The organism is Marinilactibacillus sp. 15R, from assembly GCF_001895285.1.
In the GTDB taxonomy this organism is placed as follows: domain Bacteria; phylum Bacillota; class Bacilli; order Lactobacillales; family Carnobacteriaceae_A; genus Marinilactibacillus; species Marinilactibacillus piezotolerans.
The window spans coordinates 875027-899241 of the sequence record NZ_CP017761.1 but is presented as its reverse complement, the minus strand read 5'-3'; the positions used below and the strand labels follow the sequence as shown (position 1 = coordinate 899241).

Below are 24215 nucleotides of genomic sequence, written 5' to 3'. Positions count from 1 at the left end.
TTTATAAATTGATCATGGTCAAGATTTCAAGAATATCTTATATTTTTAATAATTTCTCTATATAAAAATTTCTACAGTCTTCAATCACTTTATTGTCAGAAATACAATCATTATTCAGTATCATACTGTACAAAAAAAGGATACCCACTTTGACACGTGGATATCCTTTTTCGATTTATGGTTAATGATTATGATGTTTTTACAGAAAGTACTGAGTAACCTAGTTTTTGAAGTGTTTCTTGAATATTATTACTTTCGATCATTGATTCATCAAATTCTGTTTTAACCTTACTGGAATTGAATAAAACCTTTACAGAGTCAATCCCTGCCGTTTTTGTTAACGTTGTTTCGATTTTTTTAATACAAGATGGACATGTTAAAGGTTCTAATTGATATACAGCTTTTTTCATTTTCTTTTCCTCCTCTTTCTTGATATTCATAGTATAAACAAGATCAAGAATTTAAAAATTGAGGAAAATCAATTTTTGAATTTTTTTAGAATTCATAGTCTTCATCTGACATGTTTTCAGCATTCCCCATTAGATAGCCTGCCCCTACTTGGGAAAAGAAATCATGATTAGCCGTCTCAATTAATATACGTTTCATAAAACTCGTCTTATCATCTTGCGTTTCACTAACTTATTGAAATATCTTTTAAAATTACTTCTTTGTAATATTATTCATTATGTGTTATTTTCAGCAATCTAGCATTAATCGCCACAACAATTGTACTTAATGACATGATCGCTGCTCCGATTGCTGGCGTTACGACGATACCAAAGTTAATGAGTACACCTGCTGCTAACGGAATTGCAATAATGTTATATCCGGCAGCCCAGATCAGATTTTGGATATTTTTCCGCTGGGTCGCTTTAGATAAGTTCAAGATACTTAATAGATCTCGTGGATCGCTATCAACTAATACAATATCAGCTGTTTCAATTGCAACATCTGTACCAGCACCTATTGCGATACCGATATCTGCTGCAGCTAGAGCTGGGGCATCATTGATTCCATCTCCAACCATCGCAACTTTTTTACTGCCTTGTTCCTTTAATCTTTCGATCTCTTTTGATTTCCCATCCGGAAGGACTTCAGCTATAACTTCAGTTAATCCTAATTCTTTTCCGACCGCATCTGCCGCTTTCTGGTTGTCTCCTGTTATCATGACTGTATCTATTCCCATTTCTTTTAATTCACGAATAATTTCATAAGAAGACTGGCGAATCTGATCGCCAACAGCAATCATTCCCATTAAAGAGTGATCTCTCAAGACAAAAACAACTGTATTCCCTTTTCCTGAAAGATCTTGAAATTGAGCTTCATCAAAATTAATCTCTGTTTCTTTCATTGCTCCGGGACTGATAATCTTAATCTCTTTAGAATCGATAATTCCTTTCAATCCTTTTCCCGTTAGTGTTTCAACGTCCCTGACTTTTAAAGATTCAATATTGCGCTCTTCAGCTTCTCTAACGATTCCTTTTCCTATAGGATGATCTGATTGTTTTTCAATAGAAAAAGCAACTTGTAAAAGTTCTTCTTCAGATGTGCCTTCTTCTGGAACGAGTGCTTCTACTCCAAAGTTCCCCTCAGTTAAAGTCCCCGTTTTGTCAAAGACGACTTTATCCACTTTTCGGGCATCTTCAAACTGAGTCCGATTACGAATCAATAGCCCTTCTTTAGCAGCTATAGAAGTAGACACAGAACTGACAAGCGGCATTGCCAGTCCAAGTGCATGAGGACAAGCTATGACTAACACAGTAACAAGTCTTTCAAGCGCAAACTCAAAATCAGAAGCAATAATCCAATACGTAAATGTAATTAATCCCGCTACCACGGCGACGTAAAACAACCATTTTGCTGCAAGATCTGCAAATCCTTGAGCTTTTGATTTTGACATTTGAGCATTTCTGACAAGTTCTACAACTTGAGATAGATAAGTATCTTCTCCAACTTTATCTACTTTAACTTTCAATGCACCCTCACCATTTATTGAACCACCTATTACTTCTTGGTCTTTCGTTTTTTCAACAGGTACGGATTCCCCAGTCAGCATTGATTCATCAATGGAAGAGCTCCCTTCTAGAATAATGCCGTCTAAAGGAATTTTTTCTCCAGTTTTGACAAGAATATGGTCTCCCGGATGAAGTTCTTCAACTGAAACAACCTCTGTATTTCCAGATTCATCCAGTTTATTTGCCTCATTAGGCATCAAATCGATTAAACTCTCCAGTGCTTTTGAAGCACCCATCTGAGATCGCATTTCTATCCAATGACCTAAAAGCATAACTACGATCAGCGTAGCTAACTCAAAATAGAAATCGCTACCTTCAATAAAAAAGGTTGTCAACGTACTATATACATAAGAGGTGATAATTGCTAAAGATATTAATGTCATCATTCCAGGAGTTCTTGCATCAATGACTTCGCTTTTAATTCCAGTTAAAAATGGTTTTCCTCCATAAAAGAAAATAAATGTAGCTAAAACAAATAGCACAATATCTGAACCAGGAAAGGAAACCTCAAATCCGAAAATATTCTGTAACATCGGAGCTAGAATGGCTATCGGAATTGCAACTATCAATGAAATCCAAAATCTTTTTTTAAAATCTTCTACCATGTGTGCATGGTGACCATGATGTCCAGCATGTCCACCATGAGCTCCATGTCCATGATGACTCATTTCCCCTTTTTGGTCTTCGTGTTTCATCTGCTCATGTTGATGATGATTTTCCATTATTTAGTCTCCTTACAAATAAATTTACAAACGATTACGTTTGTAATCATTTTACGTCTATTATTATGAATAATCAACTCATACACTTTACTTCTTCTAAAAAGCTTATTAGGTAAATAAAAAAAGTATCTTATAAGATACTTTTCCTCTATTAATTGCTGTTTTGAATATTTTACTATTTTTTCATATTGAACAATTTTGCTATTTTAGAATTTTTGCTTAATATGATCAGCATGTAAAGTTGCAACCCAATTACCATAATCCAAAGATACTGAATACTCGAAACAAGAAAAGAGCTAAAACTAATCATCATCGCTAAAACAATTGTCACTTTTAAAATGATTTGAATTTTATTCACCTTTAGACACATAGAATTTTTTTCAAGATAAAGGATAAACTGTGTAAAAAGGTACATTGGATAAACAAATAAATAAATATGTACGAACAATATAGTGAAAGCTAGGATATACGAGTCAATGTAATTCAGTGAAATGGATTCCAGTCTCACTCCGAATAAGAGACAAATTAAAAGGATTAAATTCATAGTAGCATAAAACCACAAAGAATCTTTCGTGAAAATCTCATCTGATTCATCAGTTTTTTCTATTCCTATCCGAATTAAAAGATAGCCAAATATATTGGTAAAAATGTATACTAAACTATAATCGAATATCGTAAAATTCACTTTAAAAAACAATAGTAAAAATCCTGCTAAAATTAATTTCATACTATAATCCCTTCTTTAAATCTATATATATTAAGTGACTGATTACCTATGTATTTATTAGAAAAACTTACTATTTTACTTAGTTATATTATGCCTGTTTTTTAAAAAAAGTGGGAGCAACGTTCCGTTGCCCCCTGCAAAAACCCTTTAGTTAAAGTATTTTAAATTAAAAATTTATGTAAAACATTTTTTGTCACAATTTATACAATAGTAAAAATCTCTTTCATTTTACAAAAATAAACGAAATATTATTTTAATTAGATCATTTAATTTATAAAAATATTATCATAGAAACCATGAAACATAAGATCCGGAAGGTATAAAACTAATTATATTTTTCTATATGTATTAATTCGTTCAAGCAAATTTAAATTCTTCATTTCGATTAACTAAACAAAAAAACTCTTGAAGAGGATACGATATTATTCCACCTTCAAGAGTTAGCCCAAAAAAGTTTGTTGGGCTGTTTATTTAATTCATTTTTACTAATACCACTAAATACAAAATATTTCTGGAATCACTAGTGTTGCATAAAACTTAGAATAAATGATTTTTATACATTGTTACTTTAATCACAAGTAGTTTTCATTAAAATTTCCAAAAAAGTCAATTGCTGGCGCAAGGGATGACTTTTTCCAGAAATTTTTAGGGTTATTCAGTTGTCGCTTAGTCTATTTGCACTTTCTTTCACTTAACCAGGTGCGAACGATGCTTTGAAACACTCAAACGGTTCATACTGTAACGCTCTGATTTGTCTCAAAATTGTGAAGAGGCTTGATTTCAACCTTAATTCAAGTTTCATCAGTAACGTCAATAAGTAGACTATCATCGCAAGAATCACCTGATTCTCTACACCTTGTTCAGACTGTGAATAGTACGTTTTAATGGTCAAATGTTGTTTGATATGCTTGAAAAACAACTCGATCTGCCATCTTGATTGATACATTTTTCCGATGTCCTCTGCTGAAAGATCCATTCGGTTCGTCAGGATACGCAGATTCGATCGATGCTTACGTTCAATCGTTATTAAACGAAACAACCCCGTCAGGTAGGTCGATTTGCCCAGCTGAACCAATTGGTCACTGATAATCCCTGATTCATGAGACACTTCCAAGTGCGCTTGAACATGAACGGCTGTATTCTTTTTAATGCGGGAGACGAAAAAGTAGCCCTCCCAGTTCATTTGATCAAACTGAGTGAAATCCAGATACCCGCGATCAAAAACATAGGTCGCCCGTTTCTCATTAATAAAGACGTTCAAGTGATCATGGTCGTGTTCAGAGGCATTGGACAGTTCGAATTGTTCAGGGTGCACCCATCCTTCTTTCATATGACAGACTTTTAAGTGCAGTTTGATTCCCGACTTAGTCGGGCGAAACGTGCCCCAGGGATACCGCGTTTTATTCAGTGAAAAAGTGGACGAATCAATTAAGAACACTCTTTCTTTTGATTGCACCGCTGTTTTTTCATGAACCAGTGAAAGTAATTGCGTGAAAATATCCATCAATACGGAGGGTTCCATCTTTCGCAGGGCACGTGACAATTGAGAATAGCTAATAGACTCAATACCCATCACTTTTTTTAATTTTGGGTTGACCAACTGTTGATCCAAATGCCGTAGGCTATCGGTTTCATCATTAATCGCATAGAGAAAGAGTTTCAGTACTTTCTTAAACGTTAACTTTTTTGAATAGCGATTAAACTGACCGATAACCTGTCGAGACGTTTCACTTAATTTTTCTAAAGAAATGTACGAAAACCATTTATTTATGGTCATTTTTGTTTTATACTTATCCATGCTATAAGTCCTTTGTTTTGGTCTTGGATAAGTCATCCAACCCCATTATAAAGGACTTTTTTATGTGTTGAAACAGTTAAATTATTTAATGCAACACTAGTGTTCTGGAATATAGTCGTTTTTTAATTTGTTCTATTCACCTAAGAAAGATTCAAAATTTTTATTTTTGTTAGCTGTACTCATTAATAAAAATAAGCTCTCTAATTGATTCACAAAAATTTGCACTCAATTAAATAAGACAGCTACTTTATTACTGAAGGCTTGAAACGTTTTAGACGTAAAGCATTCAGTAACACTGATACTGAACTCAAACTCATTGCAGCTCCGGCAATCATCGGGTTGAGTAAAGGACCACCAAAAAAGTAGAAAATCCCCATAGCAAAAGGAATACCTATTATATTGTAAGCAAATGCCCAGAACAAGTTTTCTTTAATATTTCTGATCGTTGCCTTGCTTAATTCTACAGCTGTTGAAACATCCATTAAATCGCTTCGCATCAATACAATGTCAGCAGACTCTATCGCAACGTCTGTTCCTGAACCAATTGCAATACCTATTTCTGCTTGGGCAAGAGCTGGTGCATCGTTGATTCCATCTCCAACCATTGCTACTTTTTTCCCTTCAGACTGAAGTTTTTTCACTTCATTAGCTTTATCTTCCGGAAGAACTTCACTGAGCACTCTATCGATTCCCACTTGTTCAGCGATTGCTTCCGCTGTACCTTTATTGTCACCAGTGATCATAGCTACTTCAATACCCATTCTATGGAGCTTTTCAATTGCTGCAACACTATTTTCTTTGACCGTATCTGCAACAGCTATGATTCCAGCTATCTGATCATTGATTGCAACATACATGGGCGTTTTTCCATCTCCAGCTAATGTATCTGCTGTTTCAGCAAGAGTTTTCAAGGAAATATTACGAATATTCATCAATTTCTTGTTGCCTGCTAGTAATTTTTTCCCATCAATTTCTACTTCGATACCTTGACCAGGAATTGCATTGAAGTTTTCAGACTTGATTAGTTTCAAGTCTTTTTCTTCTGCTCCTTTAACGATTGCTTCTCCGAGAGGATGCTCGGAACCTTTTTCAGCTGAAGCTGTCAGCTGCAGTAATTCAGTATCTGAAATTCCATTTTCAGTGATAATATCTGTAACTTTGGGTTTGCCTTCTGTAATCGTTCCTGTCTTGTCAAATACAATAGTTTGTATTTTATGAGTTGTTTCCAGAGCAACTCCACCTTTGATTAGTACCCCATTTTCTGCGCCTTTACCAGTCCCAACCATGATAGCTGTAGGAGTAGCTAAGCCAAGTGCGCATGGACAAGCAATAACGAGTACTGAAATGGCGATTGTCAAAGAAAATAGTCCATCTTCTCCACCAAAGTACCAGGCTAAGCTAGAAATTAGCGTTATGACTATAACGATTGGTACAAAATACCCAGAAATGATATCTGCCATTTTAGCGATGGGTGCTTTCGAACCTTGAGCTTCTTCAACAAGCTTAATAATTTGTGATAAAGCTGTATCTTTACCGACTTTTGTTGCCTTGTATTGAATCGTTCCATTTTTATTAATACTTGCCCCGATAACATTGTCACCTGGGTTTTTCTCTACAGGAATACTTTCACCTGTCAGCATTGCTTCATCAACGGAAGTCATTCCTTCTAGCACCGTACCATCTACTGGAATTTTTTCCCCTGGTTTAACAATGACTGTATCTCCAACTACTACCTCATCAATAGATATACTCGTTTCTTTTCCATCTCTAACGACTAAAGCAGTTTTAGGTGCTAAACCCATTAATTTTTCGATTGCCTCAGATGTTTTTCCTTTAGAACGTACTTCAAGATATTTACCTAATGTGATTAAAGTCAGAATAACAGCCGCTGATTCATAATATAATACCTCGGAAAAATCTCCATACCCGAACCAGATCGCAATTGTTGCCCCGAAACTATAGATGAATGCCGCACCTGTCCCTAACGCAACTAAAGAATCCATATTAGGATGTCCTTTGGATAAAGTTTTAAACCCTACAGTAAAAAATTGGCGCCCGAAAAACATAACAGGTAGGGTCAATATCAGTTGCAGTAACGCAAATACACCGGGATTCATCATAGGATCAATAACGGATGGTAAAGGTAATCCAACCATATGTCCCATAGATATATACAGCAAGGGAACAGTAACTATTGCAGATGCTACAAATCTTTTCCACATAGAATGGATATATTTTTCTTTTTTTACTTTTGAGTCATCTACAGTATTCATTGAATCTATGTCTTCATGTGCTGCATACCCAGAATCAGCAACTGCTTGAGTAATATCAGATACTGTTAAGATTGCGGGATCATAATCGACTGTCATCTTTTCAGTTGCTAGATTTACACTGGAACTGATAACTCCATTTAATGTACCAGTAGCTTTTTCAACTGTCTGTGCACATGATGCACAAGTCATTCCTTCTATATTGAATGATTTATGCTCTCTACCTGTCAATGCTTTATATCCAGCTTGAGCAACAGCGGATTGAATCTCCTCAACCGAAAGCCTGCTTTCATCGTAACTGATATTCAACTTTTCAGTTGCCAGGTTTACATTAGCTTCTTGCACACCTTCTAAATTCCTGGTCGCTTTTTCTACAGTCTGCACACAAGAAGCACAAGTCATTCCTTCTATATTCAGTATTTTTGTAGTCATTACCTAACAGCCCCTCTTATCTAACTGCTTCTGCTTCATACCCAACTTCTTTTACTTCAGAAATTAGATTATCAACCGTTTGAATGGTTTCATCGTATTTCACTTTTGCGGTACCTTTTTTCAAGTTCACTTTTGCTTTTGTAACGCTGTTTCCACTTTGTTTACGCAATGTTCACAGCTCATACCTTTAATGTTAAAGATTGTTTTTTTCATGATATTTATCTCCCTTTCTTATCCTGTATAATATAAATATTTAAATTAAGTTTACAACTGTAAACGATATAAGTCAAGTCTTCCTATAAGAATATTATGTCTTTACTTTTCAATTAAGCAGGAAATCATCATAAAATACATCAAATGTTCACGTTCAGTCTTTATTTGGTTAAAATCGTATAGTAAAATAATACATATATAAGGAGGTGCTGTATTGGAATTTTCTGATAGAATCAAACAATTGAGGATAGATAACGGGTATTCCCAAACAGGATTAGCCAAAGAACTTTACGTAACTCGCCAAGCTGTTTCAAAATGGGAAAGAGGAGCTGGAAAACCAGATCACGAAGTCTTAAAACAAATTAGTAAATTTTTCAATATCTCTTTAGATGATTTATTGAAACCAGATGATGATCTTATATATACAGAAAATTTTAAAGCATCACAGTCAAATCCAGCACAAACTGCCGATTCTTCAAATAAATCTTATGTATCTAAAAAGCCAAATAACAAAAAAGGTAAAAATCCTTTTAGGTCTTGTATAGAGTTATTAAAATTAATTAATTTTCATATTGTTGCTATATTTCTGATCGCTCTATTTCCTGTTGTCTTGCATCCTGCCTTTTTACTCATTTCTTTTCCAATGGCCATTTTAGCTCTTCGTTATAGAAGGAAAAAAATATTTTACACAGTAACAATTGTTGCATCGCTACTATTAATCACTCTTACTGCTTATGGGTACATGGGTATGAAGTTTGGCTGGTTCACAGATGTGGAAGTCATTCCTCTTGAATCAGATTTACCAGCTGAAGAAAAACAATCTGAGAATAGCATCCTTGAAGAAATTAATGAATAATCACGAGCTTATTACCTATTAAATAGAAATAAGCTGGCCTTTGATTTATTGATCAAGACCAGCTTATTTCTATTTAATTATGTGTAACAATTAAATTATTTCCACTAATGGTTGAAACTAATTGAACCGTTCTGATACCACCGATCCATTGATCAATTTTGAACTCTAACGAAGCTTTTTTCTTGGTGCTGAATAATTTTAATTTACTATAATAAACTCGACCTGTTGGTGATGAAGCTTTGGCATCACTTGCTTTAGTAATTAATTTATTATTTACTAAAATTTTAAAACTAGCATTCCAAATAAGAGCTTGAGAACCTTTTATCAAATAGGATTTATTTTGTACGGTAGCAAAAGTATGAAATCCATTGTTTATATTAGTTTGAGATAAACTTGCAGGGACTTCTTCAACCGTTAATGTAACATTTTCTCCATCTGGCATTTCAATGTTCCCCGATTGTTCTCCACCCTTTTCAAGATCATATGTAAAATTCTCTGCCGCTTCCACAGATTGATTAAGTGACCAAATACCTATTCCCATTATCCATACCAATACAACAAAATATTTTTTCATATTCGTAATCTCCTTTTTATTTTTATTATAACTGTTATTTTTATTATGGCAAATAGGAACCGCTTTATTTACTTTTTCAAAATTAATTAACTACTTTTTATTAGCATTTTTACATTCTCAACTTATAGTTACTTTTAGAAAAAAAGTAAAAAGGACTAGTGAAAAGTAAAATACCACCAAATCCAGGTAATTCCAACCTTTGTTTGGCGGTATTTATATTTACTTACCCTTATATAATTTCAGCTATAAAAGGCTTACGTTCAAACTTCTCTCTTATTACACTTATAAAATTTTGGCCAAGAAATCTTGAGTTCTCTGATTTTTAGGGTGCTTAAAGATTTCTTCAGGAGTTCCTTGTTCAACAATATGCCCGTCATCCATAAAGAGTACTCTGTCTGCTACCTCTCTTGCAAATCCCATCTCATGCGTTACAACAACCATTGTCATTCCGGATTTAGCTAGTTCATTCATAACATTCAATACCTCTCCAACCATCTCTGGGTCTAATGCAGATGTCGGTTCATCAAACAGCATGACGTCTGGATCCATTGCAAGTGCACGTGCAATTGCAACACGTTGTTTCTGACCACCAGAAAGGCTAGACGGATAAGCATCCAGTTTATCCCCCAGGCCAACTTGTTGCAATAGTTGGGCAGCTTTACTATCTGCTTCGGATTGACTGATTTCTTTTGTTTGAACAGGAGAGATGGTCAAGTTTTTTTGAACAGTCATATGTGGAAAAAGGTTGAATTGCTGGAACACCATCCCCATTTTCTGACGCAGCTGATTAAGCTTTTGCTCATTCAAACCTGTTAATGATGTCCCTTCAAATACAATCTCCCCATCTGTGGGTTCTTCCAGTAAATTTAGACACCGCAGAAAAGTGGATTTCCCAGAACCAGATGGGCCAATGACAACTACAACTTCTCCTTGGCTAATTTCCTCGTTAATATCCTTTAATACTTCATTTTTTCCAAATGATTTTTTTAAATGTTTGACACTAATCATGATTCATTCTCCCTTCAAAATAATTCAATATTTTTGTCAGTGTAAAAGTCAGGAAGAAATAAACCAGCATCGTTATAAATAATGGTAGAATCCCTTTAAATGAGATCGAACGTACAACTCTTGTCTGGAAAATCAATTCTCCAACACCAATTACAGAAACAATAGAAGATTCTTTTATAACAGTAATAAATTCATTTCCTAATGCTGGCCATATATTTTTCAACGCTTGTGGGAAAAGAATATATCTCATGGACTGACGCTTGCTCATACCCAAACTTCTTGCTGCCTCAGCCTGTCCACTATCGACAGAATTTAATCCACTACGGATAATTTCACAGATGTAAGCTCCACTATTTAAGGAAACAGCAATTATACCAGCTGTCAATGCAGGTAAATCAAAGAATACTCCTGCTCCAAAGTAAATGAACATGACTTGAATCATCAGAGGAGTACCTCTAACAAATTCTACATAAGCCGAACCCAGGAAACGAAGTAGTTTATTTTGAGTTAACCTCATAAGAGAAAGAATAAATCCAAGAACCATTCCCACTAATACACCAATAGCTGAGATCATGATTGTAACAAGCATTCCATCTAAAAAATATGACCAGTAAGTAGAAGCAAACCCGGTATCTGTCTCTTCTGCCATATACTCTCCAGCTACTGCAAGATAATCTTCTGTCAGATTATCCTGTTTAATTTCAGCAAGGCTTTCATTCACAGCTGCAACAAGAGAATCTTCCCCTGGTCTGATTGCAATTGCTGAGCCTTGGTCTTGTTCATCAAGCTCAAAATCACCTTCGAATGTATATAAGGAATTATCATTACCAGCATGAGCTTCTGCATTCGGACCCTGCATAACAATTGCTTCAATACGATTTGTCTGTAAAGCTAACAGCAGATCATTAATATTCCCTAGTTGCATCAACTCTACATCAGGAATCTGTTGTGCAAGCTCTTCTTGTAACGATCCCGTCTGCACTCCGACTGTTTGTCCAGCTAATGAATCAATAGAATTATAGATTTCCTTATCTTCTGCTCGAACCATAATATTCTGGAAAGTCTGATAGTAAATATCTGAGAAATTAACACTTTTACGACGTTCTTCAGTCGGAGTCATTCCAGCAACAATCATATCTACATTGTTGGATTCAAGCGCTGGTAATAAGCTATCAAATTCCATATCTTGAACAACTAGCTCTACTCCAAGATCATCAGCGATTTTTTCAGCAATCATAATATCCATTCCTACGACTTGCTGTTCACCATCTACCTCAGCATAAAATTCAAATGGGGGAAAATCTGCGCTTGTACCAATAACTAATTCTCCACTTTCTTGTACTCGAGCTAATGAACCATCTTCTGCGTATACGACATCAGTCGGTATAAACAACAGGATAGTAAGTATAAAAAAGGCAATAATAACTTTTAACTGTTTCTTCATTTTCTATTCTCCTTCACTTCATAATTAATAACCATTCGCATAAATAATGTATAAAGTTATTTATAATCAATTATTGCTAACGTTGAAAAATATCATACCATCATGTAGATAATTATGCAATATAATAAATAGAAATAGTTTATTTATTATATATAACTCTTTTTTATGCAATATAAATGTATATTTTTTGAGTTGTGGGAATTTTCTCGTATCCCGGGAAATCTTTCTATCAGCGAACTCTATCCCTCCTTGTTCTCAAGTTATTTACTCTTTCCCTTAACTTAATTAAGATAAAAATGTAAACGGAACCAAAATATTATAAATAGAAAAAAAGGAGTGTATAAATATGATGGAAAAACTCCAGCGATTTGGAGGTGCAATGTTCACACCCGTTTTACTATTTGCATTTAACGGGATTTTATTAGCTTTTTCAATTGCGATGCAAAGTGAATTAATATTAGGAACACTTGCAAGTGAAGGAACATTCTGGAGTAACATTTGGTCAGTAGTTGAGGCCGGTGGATGGACGATTTTTAACAATATGGAAATATTATTTGTGATCGGTCTACCAATTGGTCTTGCTAATAAAGCGAGCGCTCGTGCCGCCTTAGCTTCATTCGTTGTTTATATGACATGGAATAACTTTATTGCTGGGATTTTAGGTATTTGGGGAACCAATTTTGGTGTTGACTACTCCCAATCTGTTGGAGGGATCAGTGGATTAAAAGAAATCGGCGGAGTCAAAACGCTAGATACAAACTTGATTGGTGCATTAGCAATTGCCGGTCTTACTGTATGGATCCATAATCGCTATTTTGAAAAGAAATTGCCAGAATGGCTCGGTGTTTTCCAAGGAACATCTATGGTCGTCATCATTGGATTTTTTACTACCTTAATTCTTGCATTCTTGACTGTTTGGATCTGGCCACCAATCCAAGATCTGATTAGTCAGGCACAAGGGTTCATGGCTGGCAGTGGTTCAATTGGCGTTGGTCTGTACGTGTTTTTAGAAAGGATATTAATTCCAACAGGATTACATCACTTCATTTATCAGCCTTTTGAATATGGACCAGCTGTTGTTGAGGGAGGTCTTGTTCCATATTGGATGGAACACTTAAATGAAATTGCTTCTACTTCAGGAAATTTGAGAGATATTATTCCAGAAGCAGGATTTGGATTCCACAATGTTTCCAAAGTGTTTGCACCAATCGGCATCGGAACAGCTTTCATTGTCACTGCAAAACCCGAAAATCGAAAGAAAACCTTTGCTCTAGTTTTACCTACTGCATTAACAGCTATTATGGCCGGGATTACTGAACCATTCGAGTTTACTTTTCTTTTCTTAGCACCACAACTCTTTGCAGTACACGCCCTATTAGCAGCCTTATTAAGCTTCACCTTGTATTCATTAGGTGTATCAGCGGTTATAGGCGGTGGTTTACTTTCTAATATTTCTTATTTTATCGTACCTATGGCATCAAATCACCTAAATGCTGTTCTTCTATTCTTTGGAGTCGGTTTAGTCTTTAGTGTCATTTATTTCTTCATATTTAGATTTGCTATTTTAAAATGGAATATTAAAACACCCGGTAGAGAAGATACTGGAGAAGCAAAGATGTTTAAAAAAGCTGACTACCGTGAGAAGAGGGCTAAAGAAAAAAATAAACAATCTCATGACCAAGGCTCGAGCGATAATGACCCTATTGCTGATCTAGATCCAAATGCCCAAAAAGCAATTCACTTTTTAGAAGGATTAGGTGGTGGTAATAATATAACGAATATCAATAACTGCGCAACCCGTTTAAGAGTTAGTGTTGCGGATGAATCCCTCATTGCAGAAGATGGATTCTTCAAACAATATGGCGCACATGGTTTAGTAAAAAATGGAAAAGCACTGCAGGTTATTGTCGGACTAGATGTTCCTCAAGTTAGAGAATATTTTGAAAATGAAGTCGCAAAACAAAAAGATTAAATCTATAAAATAAAAGGAGTAGTTTATATGTCACTTAAAGAACAGTCAATATTAGTAGCTGGTGGAGGGAGTACTTTTACTCCCGGAATCGTATTAATGCTTTTGGAAAATTTAGACAAATTCCCCATCCGTCAATTAAAATTTTATGATAATGATAAAGAAAGACAGCAGCAAATTGCCGATGCCACAGAAGTTATATTAAAAGAGCGGGCACCCCACATAAAATTCGTAGCAACCACAGATCCCGAAGAAGCATTCAGTGATATCGATTTTGTAATGGCTCATATTCGAGTAGGAAAATACGCTATGCGGGAAAAAGATGAAAAAATCCCATTAAAATACGGTGTAATCGGTCAGGAAACTTGCGGACCCGGCGGGATTGCTTATGGAATGCGTTCAATTGGAGGTGTTTTAGAATTAATTGATTATATGGAACAATACTCTCCAGAGGCGTGGATGCTCAATTATTCTAATCCGGCTGCTATTGTAGCTGAAGCGACCAGAAAATTACGTCCAAATAGTAAAATCATCAATATCTGTGACATGCCTGTTGGAATCGAAAATCGTATGAAAGATGTGCTTGGTCTAGAATCCAGAAAAGATATGACTGTAAAATATTATGGTTTAAATCATTTTGGATGGTGGACTGATATACGTGATAAAGATGGAAACGACTTGATGCCTGAATTAAAAGAGTGGGTATCAAAAAATGGGTATATTACTCCTGCTGAATTGAATGGGGCCGCTGAAGAAGAAATCGAACCTAGCTGGTTCTATACATTTGGTAAAGCAAAAGAAGTGCAATGGTTAGATCCCGATACTTTACCAAACACTTATTTAAAATATTACTTCTACCCTCAAGATGAAGTTGAGCATAGTAATCCAGAACATACTCGCGCTAATGAAGTAATGGAGCACAGAGAGAAAAATACTTTTAATGAATGTAATAGAATTGCTAATATTCAAACAGCTGAAGACGCAAAACTTGAAGCTGATGAACACGCTACGTACATTGTTGATCTAGCAAGAGCTATTGCTTATAATTCAAAAGAACGTATGCTGCTGATTGTTCCTAACAAAGGTGCTATTGTCAACTTCGATGAGGATGCTATGGTAGAAGTCCCTTGTATCGTAGGTTCTCAAGGTGCTGAGCCTTTGACTCAAGGTGAAATCCCTCGATTCCAGAAAGGTCTGATGGAACAGCAAGTTGCTGTAGAAAAACTCGTTGTAGAAGCCTGGACAGAAGGATCTTACCAAAAATTATGGCAGGCACTTTTCCTTTCTAAAACGATGCCAAACGCGCGAGTAGCGAAACAGATTTTGGATGACCTGATAGAAGTAAATAAAGAATATTGGCCAGAATTAACTTAACAAAAATAATAAATTCACTCAAAAACTCGGAACCTTATTTACTATAGGTTCCGAGTTTTAATTTATTTAAATTAGGAATGCTCAACTTCTTTATATATTGCAATTATAAAACTATTGGATTTTAATTTTCAAACAGAATAAATTCAAGAATATTTTAATTTAAATATCACACGTAGTCATTGTTTAGCTTTTTTATTTTGCAATAAAATTCCAGTTATAAAAACTATATCTAGTATGATAAATGTAATCTTCCTATATTTGCCTTAAAAACTATTTACTAATTACATAATTTTATTAACCTATTACCTTTTGTCTAATCTTAGTATTTTATACCTTTCAAAATTGCTTAGTATGTTATACTTATACTATTATTCCAAGGGAGGTATCTGATGAATCTCGAGGCATTAATCAATCAGCATTATTCAGAATTAAATGAGAATGATTTACATATCGTACAGTATATGATGCAACATAAAAAATCCATTAAACAAATGACGATTACTATGTTGGCGAAAGAAACATTGACCTCTAAGTCTAGTGTACTCCGATTAACAAAAAAACTAGGATTTTCAGGATTTAGTGAATTCAAATACGCACTAAAAAATAATGACGACACCAGATCTCTTTCGGCAACTTCTTTCTCAAGTTTACAAGAGACCGATTTAAGCGGAACAGCCAAATTATTTAGCCAGCAGCAGATATATCCAATCATTGAACATTTTCATGCTGCTAGAAATATTTATTGTTATGGAACTGGCTGGGGACAGCGAACTGTGTTGAAAAATTTTAATCGAGGCATGATAGATTTAAAAAAATTCCCGCTATTATTAGAATCTTTAAGTGAGTTTGAAGTCATCGTTCAGCGTGCTGTTCAACCGGATGATCTCGTTATCATTGTCTCTTTGAGTGGTGATATAAAACAAGCAGAACAAGTAACTCGACTTTTAAAAATGAAAAATATTCCTATTCTTTCAATCACAAATTTATCAAATAACGTCTTAGCTTCTATGGCAACTTATAACTTATATTTTCAGAGTACTCCAGTCAATTATATGGAAGAAGATATGTATAGCTTACTGCCAATCTTTCAATTGATGGATTCTTTAAGAAGAGAATATGTAGACTATTTGATGGATATTAAAACTAACAAGTAGACATTCAAATTAAAAAAGACAAGAAGCTGAATTAATTCAGTTTCTTGTCTTCTTTAATTTTTGTATATTTCTTCTGAAAATCTACTACAGCTTCATATTCTTGTTCATATAATCGGCTCAAACGAATAAAGATCGGCAGCAGTTCTTTATATACTAATCCTTTTTCTTTATCTGGGTGATTAATGGTTCTTGTTTTGACCATCTTTTTAACTTCAGATAAGTCATCAATTTCTCCCATTGCATACAAGCCTAAGATTGCTGCGCCTAGACAGGCACTTTCGACAGTTTCAGGTACGTGGACTTCCTGTCCAAAAATATCTGCGACCATTTGTCTCCAGACAGCCGAATGTGCAAATCCTCCGGTTGCTCGGACTTCTTTTGGAGTACCGATCAACTCTTCTAACGCTAAAAGAACCATATATATATTCATATTGATTCCTTCAAGCACAGCACGCATCATATGTTCGCGCTTATGATGCATGGCCAGTCCAAAAAATGATCCTCTGGCATTAGCATTCCAGGATGGCGCTCTTTCTCCAGATAAATACGGATGAAACAGCAATCCTTCAGATCCGGCTGCTACTTGATCTATGCGGTCAGTGATTAGGTCGTAGGGGTTCTGATTTTGTTCTTTTGCTATCTTGACTTCCTCAGAACAAAATTCATCTCTCAACCATCTCAGTACCATTCCCCCATTATTAACGGGACCGCCAATGACCCAGTGGTTTTCAGTTAGAGCATAGCAAAATGTTCGTCCCTTTTCGTCAGTGACTGGTTTATCTGTTACTGTTCTAATCGCACCACTTGTACCAATCGTTATCGCTACTTCACCAGGCATCACTGCATCTACACCAAGATTAGCTAGACATCCATCATTCGCTCCTATAATAAAAGGAACTTCTGAACTTATACCCATTTCATCAGCAAGTATCGGGTCTATACCTTTATATTGAGATGTAGTAGGTACCAGCTTAGAAAGCTGATCTGGACCAATTCCCGCAATTTCTAACGCTTCAGCATCCCACTCCATTGTGTAGATATTTAAAAGCCCAGTTGCCGAAGCGATGGAATGATCTACTACGTACTCATTAAAAAATGCTTTAAATACATATTCTTTAATTCCTATAAATTTAGCAGTTTGTTTGAATATATTCGGCTTTTCTTCTCTAATCCAGCTAATGTTAGTCAAAGGAGACATAGGATGGATTGGTGTCCCCGTTTTTTTATATAATTCTAATCCTGTTTGTTTTTTTATTTTCTCTGCATATGGTTCGCTTCTTTGATCTGCCCAAGTAATGGAAGGTGTCAATGGATTTCCTTCTTTATCCACTGCAATCACACTGTGCATAGCTGCACTAAATGAAATTAATTTCAAAGCATTTTTATCGATTTCACTTCTTTTCATTACAGTTCTGATTGATTCTTTTACTGCCTCAAGTATTTCTTTCGGATCTTGTTCAGCAGCCCCTGGTTCTGGTACATTCAGTGGATACTCTACTGAAGATTGCTGAAATGCATTCCCTTTAAGATCAAATAAAACAGCTTTCGTACTAGTCGTTCCTATATCTACACCAAGCATGTAAGATTTCACATTCATTTTCCTCTCTAGTAACGATATTTTATAATCGCACTATCAATTCACTTTTCTTTATTTAATTCTTGTTTAAGCTTAACTCTAATATCGATTTCTGTCCATGCAAAAAATGCGGACTATGGCTTATACCAAGTAGTCTCACTGCTTTTCAACTGCATGTCCTCCAAACTGATTTCTTAAAGAGGCAACAACTTTTCCACTAAAAGAATTGCTTTCTAAAGAGCGATTTCTCATCATCAAAGATAAAGCAATAACAGGCGCAGCAGTCTCTAATTCCAATGCTGTTTCTACTGTCCATTTTCCTTCTCCGGAAGCATGAACGATTCCTCTAATTTTATCTAATTTAGGATCTTCAGAAAAAGCAGACTCCATAAGTTCCATCAACCAAGACCGTATAACCGAACCATTATTCCAGACTCGCGCTACTTTTTCGTGATCAAAATCATACGTACTCTTTTCCAGAATATCGAACCCTTCGCTCATTGCTTGCATCATCCCATATTCTACTCCATTATGAACCATCTTCAAGAAATGACCACTTCCAGATTCACCTGTATACAAATATCCATTTTCTACAGAAATGTCTTTGAAAATAGGTTCTATCTGATCGAATACTTCTTTATCTCCACCAATCATGGTACAAGCCCCTTCTCTTGCTCCTTCCATTCCCCCACTTGTACCAACATCAATATAAGATATACCTTTATTTTTTAAATCATGATATCGTTTAACAGTATCTTTATAGTTACTGTTTCCACCGTCTATCAGAATATCTTCTTCAGATAGATACGGTTTCAAATCAACTATCAATTTTTCGGTAATTTCTCCTGCAGGAACCATCATCCAAATAATTTTTTTGCCATCCAATTGTTTAAATACTTTTTGAATACTCGTTACACCTTTTGCACCTACTGCTTCAGCTTGCTCAACTAAATTATGATCAATATCAAAAGCTACCACTTCATGTTTGTGGTCTAACAAATTCTGCATTAGATTAAATCCCATTTTTCCAAGTCCTAAAATTGCTAATTTCATTTTAGCTACCTCCTGTAAAATTTTATTTCGTACCCTCAGTATATAAAAGAATATTATTTCTTACAAGTAATTTATAGAAAAATATTTTCTTTTGTTTCTTTTCAATCTATAATTAGGGTAATCCCTAACAAAGGAGTTCGTTTAGACGATGGAAAATAAACAAACCTGCAAAATGAGAATTCGATCTATTTATAGAACATTTAGCGAGAAAGAAAAGAAATTAGCTGATTATATTACTGCTTCTCCTGAAAAAATTATTCATGGAACGATTAATCAGATTGCCGATGATACTGGTCTAGCAGATTCTACTGTATTTAGATTTTGTAAACGCCTTGGTTATAAAGGATTTCAAGATATGAAAATTGCTTTAGCCTCTGAACAAGTAAAAGAATTGCATGATATTCATGAGCATCTATCTTCCGAAGATAATGAAAGAACTGTTTTAAAGAAAGTTTTCCAATCAAATATCAAAACACTGGAAGATACGTTAACGGTTATTGATGAAGATCACTTTAAAGGCGCAGTTAATGCAATGCTTAAAGCAGATGGAATTGAATTATTTGGATTTGGCGGTTCTAACGTTATTGCTCTGGACGGATATCATAAGTTCATCCGAACCGGATTACCTGTTTCTGCTCAAATCGATGCTCATATGCAGTTAATGTCTGCTTCTCAGATGACAGATTCCAGTGTCGCTGTTCTTATTTCTCATACTGGTCATTCCAAAGATATTCTCGGATTATTAGATACTCTAAAACAAAATAACGTGCTCACTATAGGAATCACTAGTTTTACACAATCCCCTTTTAGTCAACAAGTTGATATTCCACTTTACACTTTATCGGAAGAAACAGATTTCCGATCTGAGGCACTAGCTTCAAGAATAGCTCAACTCAGTCTTCTTGATGCTATTTATGTCAATATCTTGATGAGATTAGATGAAAAAGGCAAAAAATCTATCACCAAGGTCAGAAATGCTATTCAAAACCGTAGAATTTAACTTGTAAAGGAGCATACATTTGATAGACTTAAGCAAATTGACAGCTGGGAAAAAATTAACTTCTTTAGAAAAAACGATTCTTCAGTACTTTATAGCTCATATTGATACTGTTCAAGATATGGGCGTACGTGCTGTAGCAAGTGCAACTTATACATCTCCCGCTTCTGTTATAAGATTATCTAAAAAACTGGGATATACTGGTTTTACTGATATGTATTATTCATTACTTCCAATGATTAAAAAAGCAGAGAATAATTCGAATACTGAGAATGAAACCATATTAAGTACTGATTTTAAATCGTTGATTAAAAACTGTTCTTACGAAAATACTCAACAATTCATTGATAATGTACTGCTACTGAAACAGAAATATATCTTTATTTATGCTACCGGTTTCTCTCAGATTGCAGCAGAGTATATTTACAAGAAGTTTTTGGTTCTAGGAAGGAAAGCGATTCTAGCTAGTGGGTCTGATTCAGTGGGTGTGTTTGAAAATAACTTAGATGACATTGGTGCAATGATCGTTGTCTCTAAGTCCGGTGAAACAGAACAAGTTTACCGCAAACTGAAAAAAGCTGTTGATGCTGAAATCTATACTGTTGCTTTCACAAAAGAAGCCGATAACCGAATCGGATCAATATCTGATTTAAATATCCAGATTCTGGATACCCATCAACTGGATGATCGCAATATGCTTCCTAACCTCTTTTTCCCCGGTGTTTTACTATCTTTTGAATCCATTGTTGAACAATACTTAACCCAATTAGAATCTTAAACTTTTTTATGCGAAACGTGTTTCTTTATCAAGAAACACGTTTCTACTATTTTAAAACGCTAACATTAGAACCGCTTACACGCTATACTAATTTTAGATCAATCATTCTTATTACAAAAAGTTTAAAAAAGAATGAAAAAATTGAATTGGAGGAAAGAAGATGAAAGATAAGTTAATGAATGGAATGCAGCGCTTTGCAAAAGCCATGTTTATTCCTGTACTGATTCTACCTATTGCGGGTTTGCTAATCGCGATAGGAAACTTGTTTACAAACGCTCGATTGATTGAGTTGCTTCCCTTTTTAGATAATCCGATCACTATGGGATTCGGATCAATCTTATCAGGATCACTCGTTTCTATCTTGACAAACTTGGGACTCATATTCTGTGTGGGTATTGCTGTGGGCTTAGCCAACAAGAAAAAAGCAGAAGCAGGATTTACTGCACTTTTAGGATTTTTGGTATTTATATATGCAATGAATAACTTCCTGTCTTTTAATGAACTGCTCGTAGATCCCCAGTCTCTACAGGGAACAGGTCAATCTATGGTGTTGGGTGTTCAAGTATTAGACATGGGTGTATTTTTAGGAATTATTCTAGGAGTCGTTGTCGCACTTGTTCATAATAAATTTGCTGAAATAGAATTTGATAATGCCTTCCAAATTTATGGGGGTTCTCGTTTTGTGTTTATCGTATTGATCCCAATCGTTGTCATCTTCGCAATTCTGATGAGTTATATCTGGCCAGTTGTTCAATCTGGAATTGATGCAACCGGAACATTTATTAACCAGACAGGCAACTTTGGATTATTCTTATATGGTACACTTGAACGTTTACTCATTCCAACTGGTTTACATCACTTGGTTTATACCCCTTTCTTATATACTTCTCTGGGTGGTGTTGCAGAAGTCGGCGGTGAAGTCTTTGAAGGAGCTCGTAACATCTACTTTGCTGAAATAGCAGACCCATCTGGTGGTCTATTAAACCAAAGTGTTATCTGGGATGCTCGTGGAATCTCGAAAATGTTTGGGTTACTTGGTGCCTGCTTAGCAATGTACCATACTGCTAAACCAGAAAATAAAGCGAAAGCAAAAGCTATTTTAATTCCAGCCGTCTTTACTTCCTTTGTCGCTGGGGTTACTGAGCCAATCGAGTTTTCATTCATGTTTATTGCACCTGTATTATTCGTTATTCACTCTGTAATGAGTGGATTCAGTATGGTTGTCTTAAATTTACTAAATGTTCGTGCAATTGGACCAAATGGTTTTATAGATTTCTTGCTTTACAATGTTCCTTTAGGTATTGAACGGACAAGATGGCCGATCTTTATTTTAGTCGGAATTGCCTTCTTCATCATTTACTATTTAACATTTAGATTCTTGATCACTAAATTCAAATTCAAAACGATCGGTCGAGAAGATGCCGTACAAGATACAAAACTTTATTCAAAAAAAGACTATCAAGCAGCAAAATCAGGGCAGCTTGTTGAAACGGTTACTGGAGATAGAGAAGCCGAAACAGGTTCTGCACCCGTTATTGTACAAGCCCTTGGTGGACCAGAAAATATCAATACTATCACTAACTGTTATACTCGTTTGCGCTTAACTTTAAAAGATCCTGCATTAGTCGATGAACAGACTTTACGGACAGATACCGGCGCTAGCGGCGTCATCGTAAAAGATCAGAACGTACAGGTTGTCTACGGACTGCAGGTTAATAGCGTACGGAGATCAGTGGAAAAATATCTTGGTCGAGATCCAGAAGAATAATTTAAATAAGAAGGGAAAGAATTAAATGAATAAGAAATTTTCAGTTGTTATCGCAGGTGGAGGAAGTACCTTCACTCCAGGAATCGTTCGTATGTTATTAGAAAATTTAGATCGTTTCCCCTTACGTACTTTAAAACTTTATGACAATGATGAGGAAAGACAAGGTATCTTAGGAGAAGCACTAGCTATTTTAATGAAAGAACAGGCTCCAGAAATCGACTTTTCATACACCACAGATCCAGAAGAAGCTTTCACGGATGTAGACTTCTGTATGGCTCATATTAGAGTCGGAAAATATGCTATGCGTGAGCAAGATGAAAAAATCCCATTGAATCACGGTGTCATTGGACAAGAAACTTGTGGACCTGGTGGAATTGCTTATGGTCTAAGAAGTATTGGTGGTATGATCGAATTAATCGATTATATGGAAAAATATTCTCCAGAATGCTGGATGCTGAACTATTCCAATCCGGCCGCAATCGTCGCAGAGGCTTGTCGCGTACTCCGTCCAGACTCAAAAGTCTTGAATATCTGCGATATGCCGGTAGGAACGCTAAGAAGAATGTCTCAAATTATCGGGAAGACACCTGACGAATTAGAAGTTCGTTACTTTGGTTTAAACCACTTTGGCTGGTGGACAAGTATCAAGGACAAACAAGGTCATGAATATCTTGATCAGATCCGTGAATATGTAGCAGAAAATGGTTATCTTACAACAGTCGAAGTGGAAACACAGCACACAGATCCAAGCTGGCAGCAGACACATAAAAAGGCAAAAGATCTGTTAGCTGTCAATCCAAGATATCTACCGAATACGTATCTCAAATATTATCTCTATCCAGATGATGAAGTCAGTCACTCAGACTGCTCCTATACTCGTGCCAATGAAGTCATGAATGGTCGAGAAAAAGAAGTGTTTGATGCTGCTCGTACAATTACAGAAAAAGGAACAGCAGCCGGTGATGAATTCCACATCGACAGTCACGCTTCCTTTATCGTTGACTTAGCTCGTGCCATTGCTTTTAATACTCACGAAAGAATGCTCATGATCGTCGAGAATAACGGAGCCATTGCGAACTTCCCAGATGATGCCATGGTAGAAGTGCCTTGTATTGTAGGAAACGACGGACCAGAACCACTTTCTCAAGGTAAGATTCCAGATTTTGAAAAAACCTTGATGTACCAGCAAGTCATGGTTGAGAAAATGGTTGTAGAAGCTTACGTTGAAGGAAGCTACCAGAAACTATGGCAAGCTCTCACACTTTCTAAAACCATTCCAAGTGCCGGCGTTGCTAAAAACTTGCTTGATGATCTGATCGAAGCAAATAAAGATTTCTGGCCAGAGTTAAACTAACTCATTTCTTAGTATATGTATAAATAAACAACCACTCCCCTAGAAAATCGGGTAGTGGTTGTTTTTAATAATACAATAATTTTTTCCATAGAAAGAGCTTACTCAATACCGTAAATACTACGAATACTGAACA

General features: G+C 35.5%; 18 protein-coding genes and 1 pseudogene. 8 read left to right on the top strand and 11 right to left on the bottom strand.

What is annotated here, in order from left to right; all coding sequences use genetic code 11:
• Positions 1 to 188 precede the first annotated feature (188 nt).
• From BKP56_RS04365 to BKP56_RS14220, 6 genes and pseudogenes are all read right to left on the bottom strand, one after another.
• Positions 189 to 410 carry a heavy-metal-associated domain-containing protein gene (locus BKP56_RS04365; RefSeq protein ID WP_072693888.1) on the bottom strand — a complete coding sequence of 74 codons (222 nt, stop codon included), beginning with the start codon at positions 408 to 410 and terminating at the stop codon, positions 189 to 191.
• A gap of 85 nt (positions 411 to 495) precedes the next feature.
• Positions 496 to 606 (bottom strand): annotated as a pseudogene (locus BKP56_RS13760) (class 1b ribonucleoside-diphosphate reductase subunit beta); the annotation flags it as partial.
• Positions 607 to 676: 70 nt separating this feature from the next.
• A complete protein-coding gene (locus BKP56_RS04360; protein ID WP_072693886.1) occupies positions 677 to 2737 on the bottom strand; it encodes a heavy metal translocating P-type ATPase in 2061 nt (686 codons plus the stop codon).
• 1418 nt (positions 2738 to 4155) lie between these two features.
• A complete protein-coding gene (locus tag BKP56_RS04350) occupies positions 4156 to 5262 on the bottom strand; it encodes an IS4 family transposase (protein ID WP_072693882.1) in 1107 nt (368 codons plus the stop codon).
• A 242-nt stretch (positions 5263 to 5504) separates the two neighbouring features.
• Positions 5505 to 7964: a heavy metal translocating P-type ATPase gene (locus BKP56_RS04345; protein ID WP_072693881.1), complete on the bottom strand. Its 2460-nt coding sequence runs from the start codon at positions 7962 to 7964 to the stop codon at positions 5505 to 5507.
• Between the two features lie 126 nt (positions 7965 to 8090).
• Positions 8091 to 8147: a hypothetical protein gene (locus BKP56_RS14220; protein ID WP_442914828.1), complete on the bottom strand. Its 57-nt coding sequence runs from the start codon at positions 8145 to 8147 to the stop codon at positions 8091 to 8093.
• A 244-nt stretch (positions 8148 to 8391) separates the two neighbouring features.
• On the opposite strand from BKP56_RS14220, the gene BKP56_RS04335 reads away from it, so the two are divergent.
• Positions 8392 to 9033 (top strand): helix-turn-helix domain-containing protein, encoded by a 642-nt coding sequence (locus BKP56_RS04335; protein WP_072693880.1) that lies wholly within the window; start codon positions 8392 to 8394, stop codon positions 9031 to 9033.
• A gap of 73 nt (positions 9034 to 9106) precedes the next feature.
• Here BKP56_RS04335 and BKP56_RS04330 read toward each other — a convergent pair whose 3' ends face one another.
• The 3 genes from BKP56_RS04330 to BKP56_RS04320 all read right to left on the bottom strand — a co-directional run bounded on the left by BKP56_RS04330 (position 9107) and on the right by BKP56_RS04320 (position 12059).
• The gene (locus BKP56_RS04330; protein WP_072693879.1) at positions 9107 to 9607 is read right to left on the bottom strand and encodes a DUF5626 family protein; all 501 of its coding nucleotides are present in this window, start codon (positions 9605 to 9607) and stop codon (positions 9107 to 9109) included.
• 282 nt (positions 9608 to 9889) lie between these two features.
• Positions 9890 to 10615 (bottom strand): amino acid ABC transporter ATP-binding protein, encoded by a 726-nt coding sequence (locus BKP56_RS04325; protein ID WP_072693878.1) that lies wholly within the window; start codon positions 10613 to 10615, stop codon positions 9890 to 9892.
• Positions 10608 to 12059: an ABC transporter substrate-binding protein/permease gene (locus BKP56_RS04320; protein WP_072693876.1), complete on the bottom strand. Its 1452-nt coding sequence runs from the start codon at positions 12057 to 12059 to the stop codon at positions 10608 to 10610. Before BKP56_RS04320 ends, BKP56_RS04325 begins: the two co-directional genes overlap by 8 nt.
• A gap of 346 nt (positions 12060 to 12405) precedes the next feature.
• On the opposite strand from BKP56_RS04320, the gene BKP56_RS04315 reads away from it, so the two are divergent.
• The 3 genes from BKP56_RS04315 to BKP56_RS04305 all read left to right on the top strand — a co-directional run bounded on the left by BKP56_RS04315 (position 12406) and on the right by BKP56_RS04305 (position 16556).
• Positions 12406 to 14031 carry an alpha-glucoside-specific PTS transporter subunit IIBC gene (locus tag BKP56_RS04315; protein ID WP_072693874.1) on the top strand — a complete coding sequence of 542 codons (1626 nt, stop codon included), beginning with the start codon at positions 12406 to 12408 and terminating at the stop codon, positions 14029 to 14031.
• Between the two features lie 27 nt (positions 14032 to 14058).
• The gene (locus BKP56_RS04310) at positions 14059 to 15402 is read left to right on the top strand and encodes a 6-phospho-alpha-glucosidase (protein ID WP_072693873.1); all 1344 of its coding nucleotides are present in this window, start codon (positions 14059 to 14061) and stop codon (positions 15400 to 15402) included.
• 389 nt (positions 15403 to 15791) lie between these two features.
• Positions 15792 to 16556 carry a MurR/RpiR family transcriptional regulator gene (locus BKP56_RS04305; RefSeq protein WP_072693872.1) on the top strand — a complete coding sequence of 255 codons (765 nt, stop codon included), beginning with the start codon at positions 15792 to 15794 and terminating at the stop codon, positions 16554 to 16556.
• A 31-nt stretch (positions 16557 to 16587) separates the two neighbouring features.
• On the opposite strand, the gene gntK is transcribed toward BKP56_RS04305, so the two are convergent.
• Positions 16588 to 18147 carry a gluconokinase gene (gene gntK, locus BKP56_RS04300; RefSeq protein ID WP_072693871.1) on the bottom strand — a complete coding sequence of 520 codons (1560 nt, stop codon included), beginning with the start codon at positions 18145 to 18147 and terminating at the stop codon, positions 16588 to 16590.
• Between the two features lie 141 nt (positions 18148 to 18288).
• Complete coding sequence (gene gnd, locus BKP56_RS04295) at positions 18289 to 19185, bottom strand: phosphogluconate dehydrogenase (NAD(+)-dependent, decarboxylating) (protein WP_072693870.1); 897 nt, start codon at positions 19183 to 19185, stop codon at positions 18289 to 18291.
• A 148-nt stretch (positions 19186 to 19333) separates the two neighbouring features.
• Between gnd and BKP56_RS04290 the strand changes: the two genes are divergently transcribed.
• The 4 genes from BKP56_RS04290 (at position 19334) to BKP56_RS04275 (ending at position 24082) form a co-directional block, all read left to right on the top strand.
• Positions 19334 to 20185, top strand: coding sequence for a MurR/RpiR family transcriptional regulator (locus BKP56_RS04290; RefSeq protein ID WP_072693869.1), 852 nt, complete (start codon positions 19334 to 19336; stop codon positions 20183 to 20185).
• A 19-nt stretch (positions 20186 to 20204) separates the two neighbouring features.
• Positions 20205 to 20960 carry a MurR/RpiR family transcriptional regulator gene (locus BKP56_RS04285; RefSeq protein ID WP_083540465.1) on the top strand — a complete coding sequence of 252 codons (756 nt, stop codon included), beginning with the start codon at positions 20205 to 20207 and terminating at the stop codon, positions 20958 to 20960.
• 160 nt (positions 20961 to 21120) lie between these two features.
• The gene (locus BKP56_RS04280; RefSeq protein WP_072693867.1) at positions 21121 to 22728 is read left to right on the top strand and encodes a PTS transporter subunit EIIC; all 1608 of its coding nucleotides are present in this window, start codon (positions 21121 to 21123) and stop codon (positions 22726 to 22728) included.
• Between the two features lie 25 nt (positions 22729 to 22753).
• Entirely contained in the window at positions 22754 to 24082 is a 1329-nt protein-coding gene (locus tag BKP56_RS04275) for a 6-phospho-alpha-glucosidase (RefSeq protein WP_072693866.1), read from the top strand.
• The last annotated feature ends 133 nt before the right edge of the window (positions 24083 to 24215 follow it).

What these genes read in the sequence shown, in the direction of transcription:
- BKP56_RS04275 (WP_072693866.1), top strand. Translation starts at nt 22,754, where the DNA reads ATGAATAAGAAATTTTCAGTTGTTATCGCAGGTGGAGGAAGTACCTTC.
- BKP56_RS04305 (WP_072693872.1), top strand. Translation starts at nt 15,792, where the DNA reads ATGAATCTCGAGGCATTAATCAATCAGCATTATTCAGAATTAAATGAG.
- BKP56_RS04325 (WP_072693878.1), bottom strand. Translation starts at nt 10,615, where the DNA reads ATGATTAGTGTCAAACATTTAAAAAAATCATTTGGAAAAAATGAAGTA.
- BKP56_RS04320 (WP_072693876.1), bottom strand. Translation starts at nt 12,059, where the DNA reads ATGAAGAAACAGTTAAAAGTTATTATTGCCTTTTTTATACTTACTATC.
- BKP56_RS04280 (WP_072693867.1), top strand. Translation starts at nt 21,121, where the DNA reads ATGAAAGATAAGTTAATGAATGGAATGCAGCGCTTTGCAAAAGCCATG.
- gnd (WP_072693870.1), bottom strand. Translation starts at nt 19,185, where the DNA reads ATGAAATTAGCAATTTTAGGACTTGGAAAAATGGGATTTAATCTAATG.
- BKP56_RS04290 (WP_072693869.1), top strand. Translation starts at nt 19,334, where the DNA reads ATGGAAAATAAACAAACCTGCAAAATGAGAATTCGATCTATTTATAGA.
- BKP56_RS04360 (WP_072693886.1), bottom strand. Translation starts at nt 2,737, where the DNA reads ATGGAAAATCATCATCAACATGAGCAGATGAAACACGAAGACCAAAAA.
- BKP56_RS04350 (WP_072693882.1), bottom strand. Translation starts at nt 5,262, where the DNA reads ATGGATAAGTATAAAACAAAAATGACCATAAATAAATGGTTTTCGTAC.
- BKP56_RS04315 (WP_072693874.1), top strand. Translation starts at nt 12,406, where the DNA reads ATGATGGAAAAACTCCAGCGATTTGGAGGTGCAATGTTCACACCCGTT.
- BKP56_RS04345 (WP_072693881.1), bottom strand. Translation starts at nt 7,964, where the DNA reads ATGACTACAAAAATACTGAATATAGAAGGAATGACTTGTGCTTCTTGT.
- BKP56_RS04310 (WP_072693873.1), top strand. Translation starts at nt 14,059, where the DNA reads ATGTCACTTAAAGAACAGTCAATATTAGTAGCTGGTGGAGGGAGTACT.
- BKP56_RS04330 (WP_072693879.1), bottom strand. Translation starts at nt 9,607, where the DNA reads ATGAAAAAATATTTTGTTGTATTGGTATGGATAATGGGAATAGGTATT.
- BKP56_RS04365 (WP_072693888.1), bottom strand. Translation starts at nt 410, where the DNA reads ATGAAAAAAGCTGTATATCAATTAGAACCTTTAACATGTCCATCTTGT.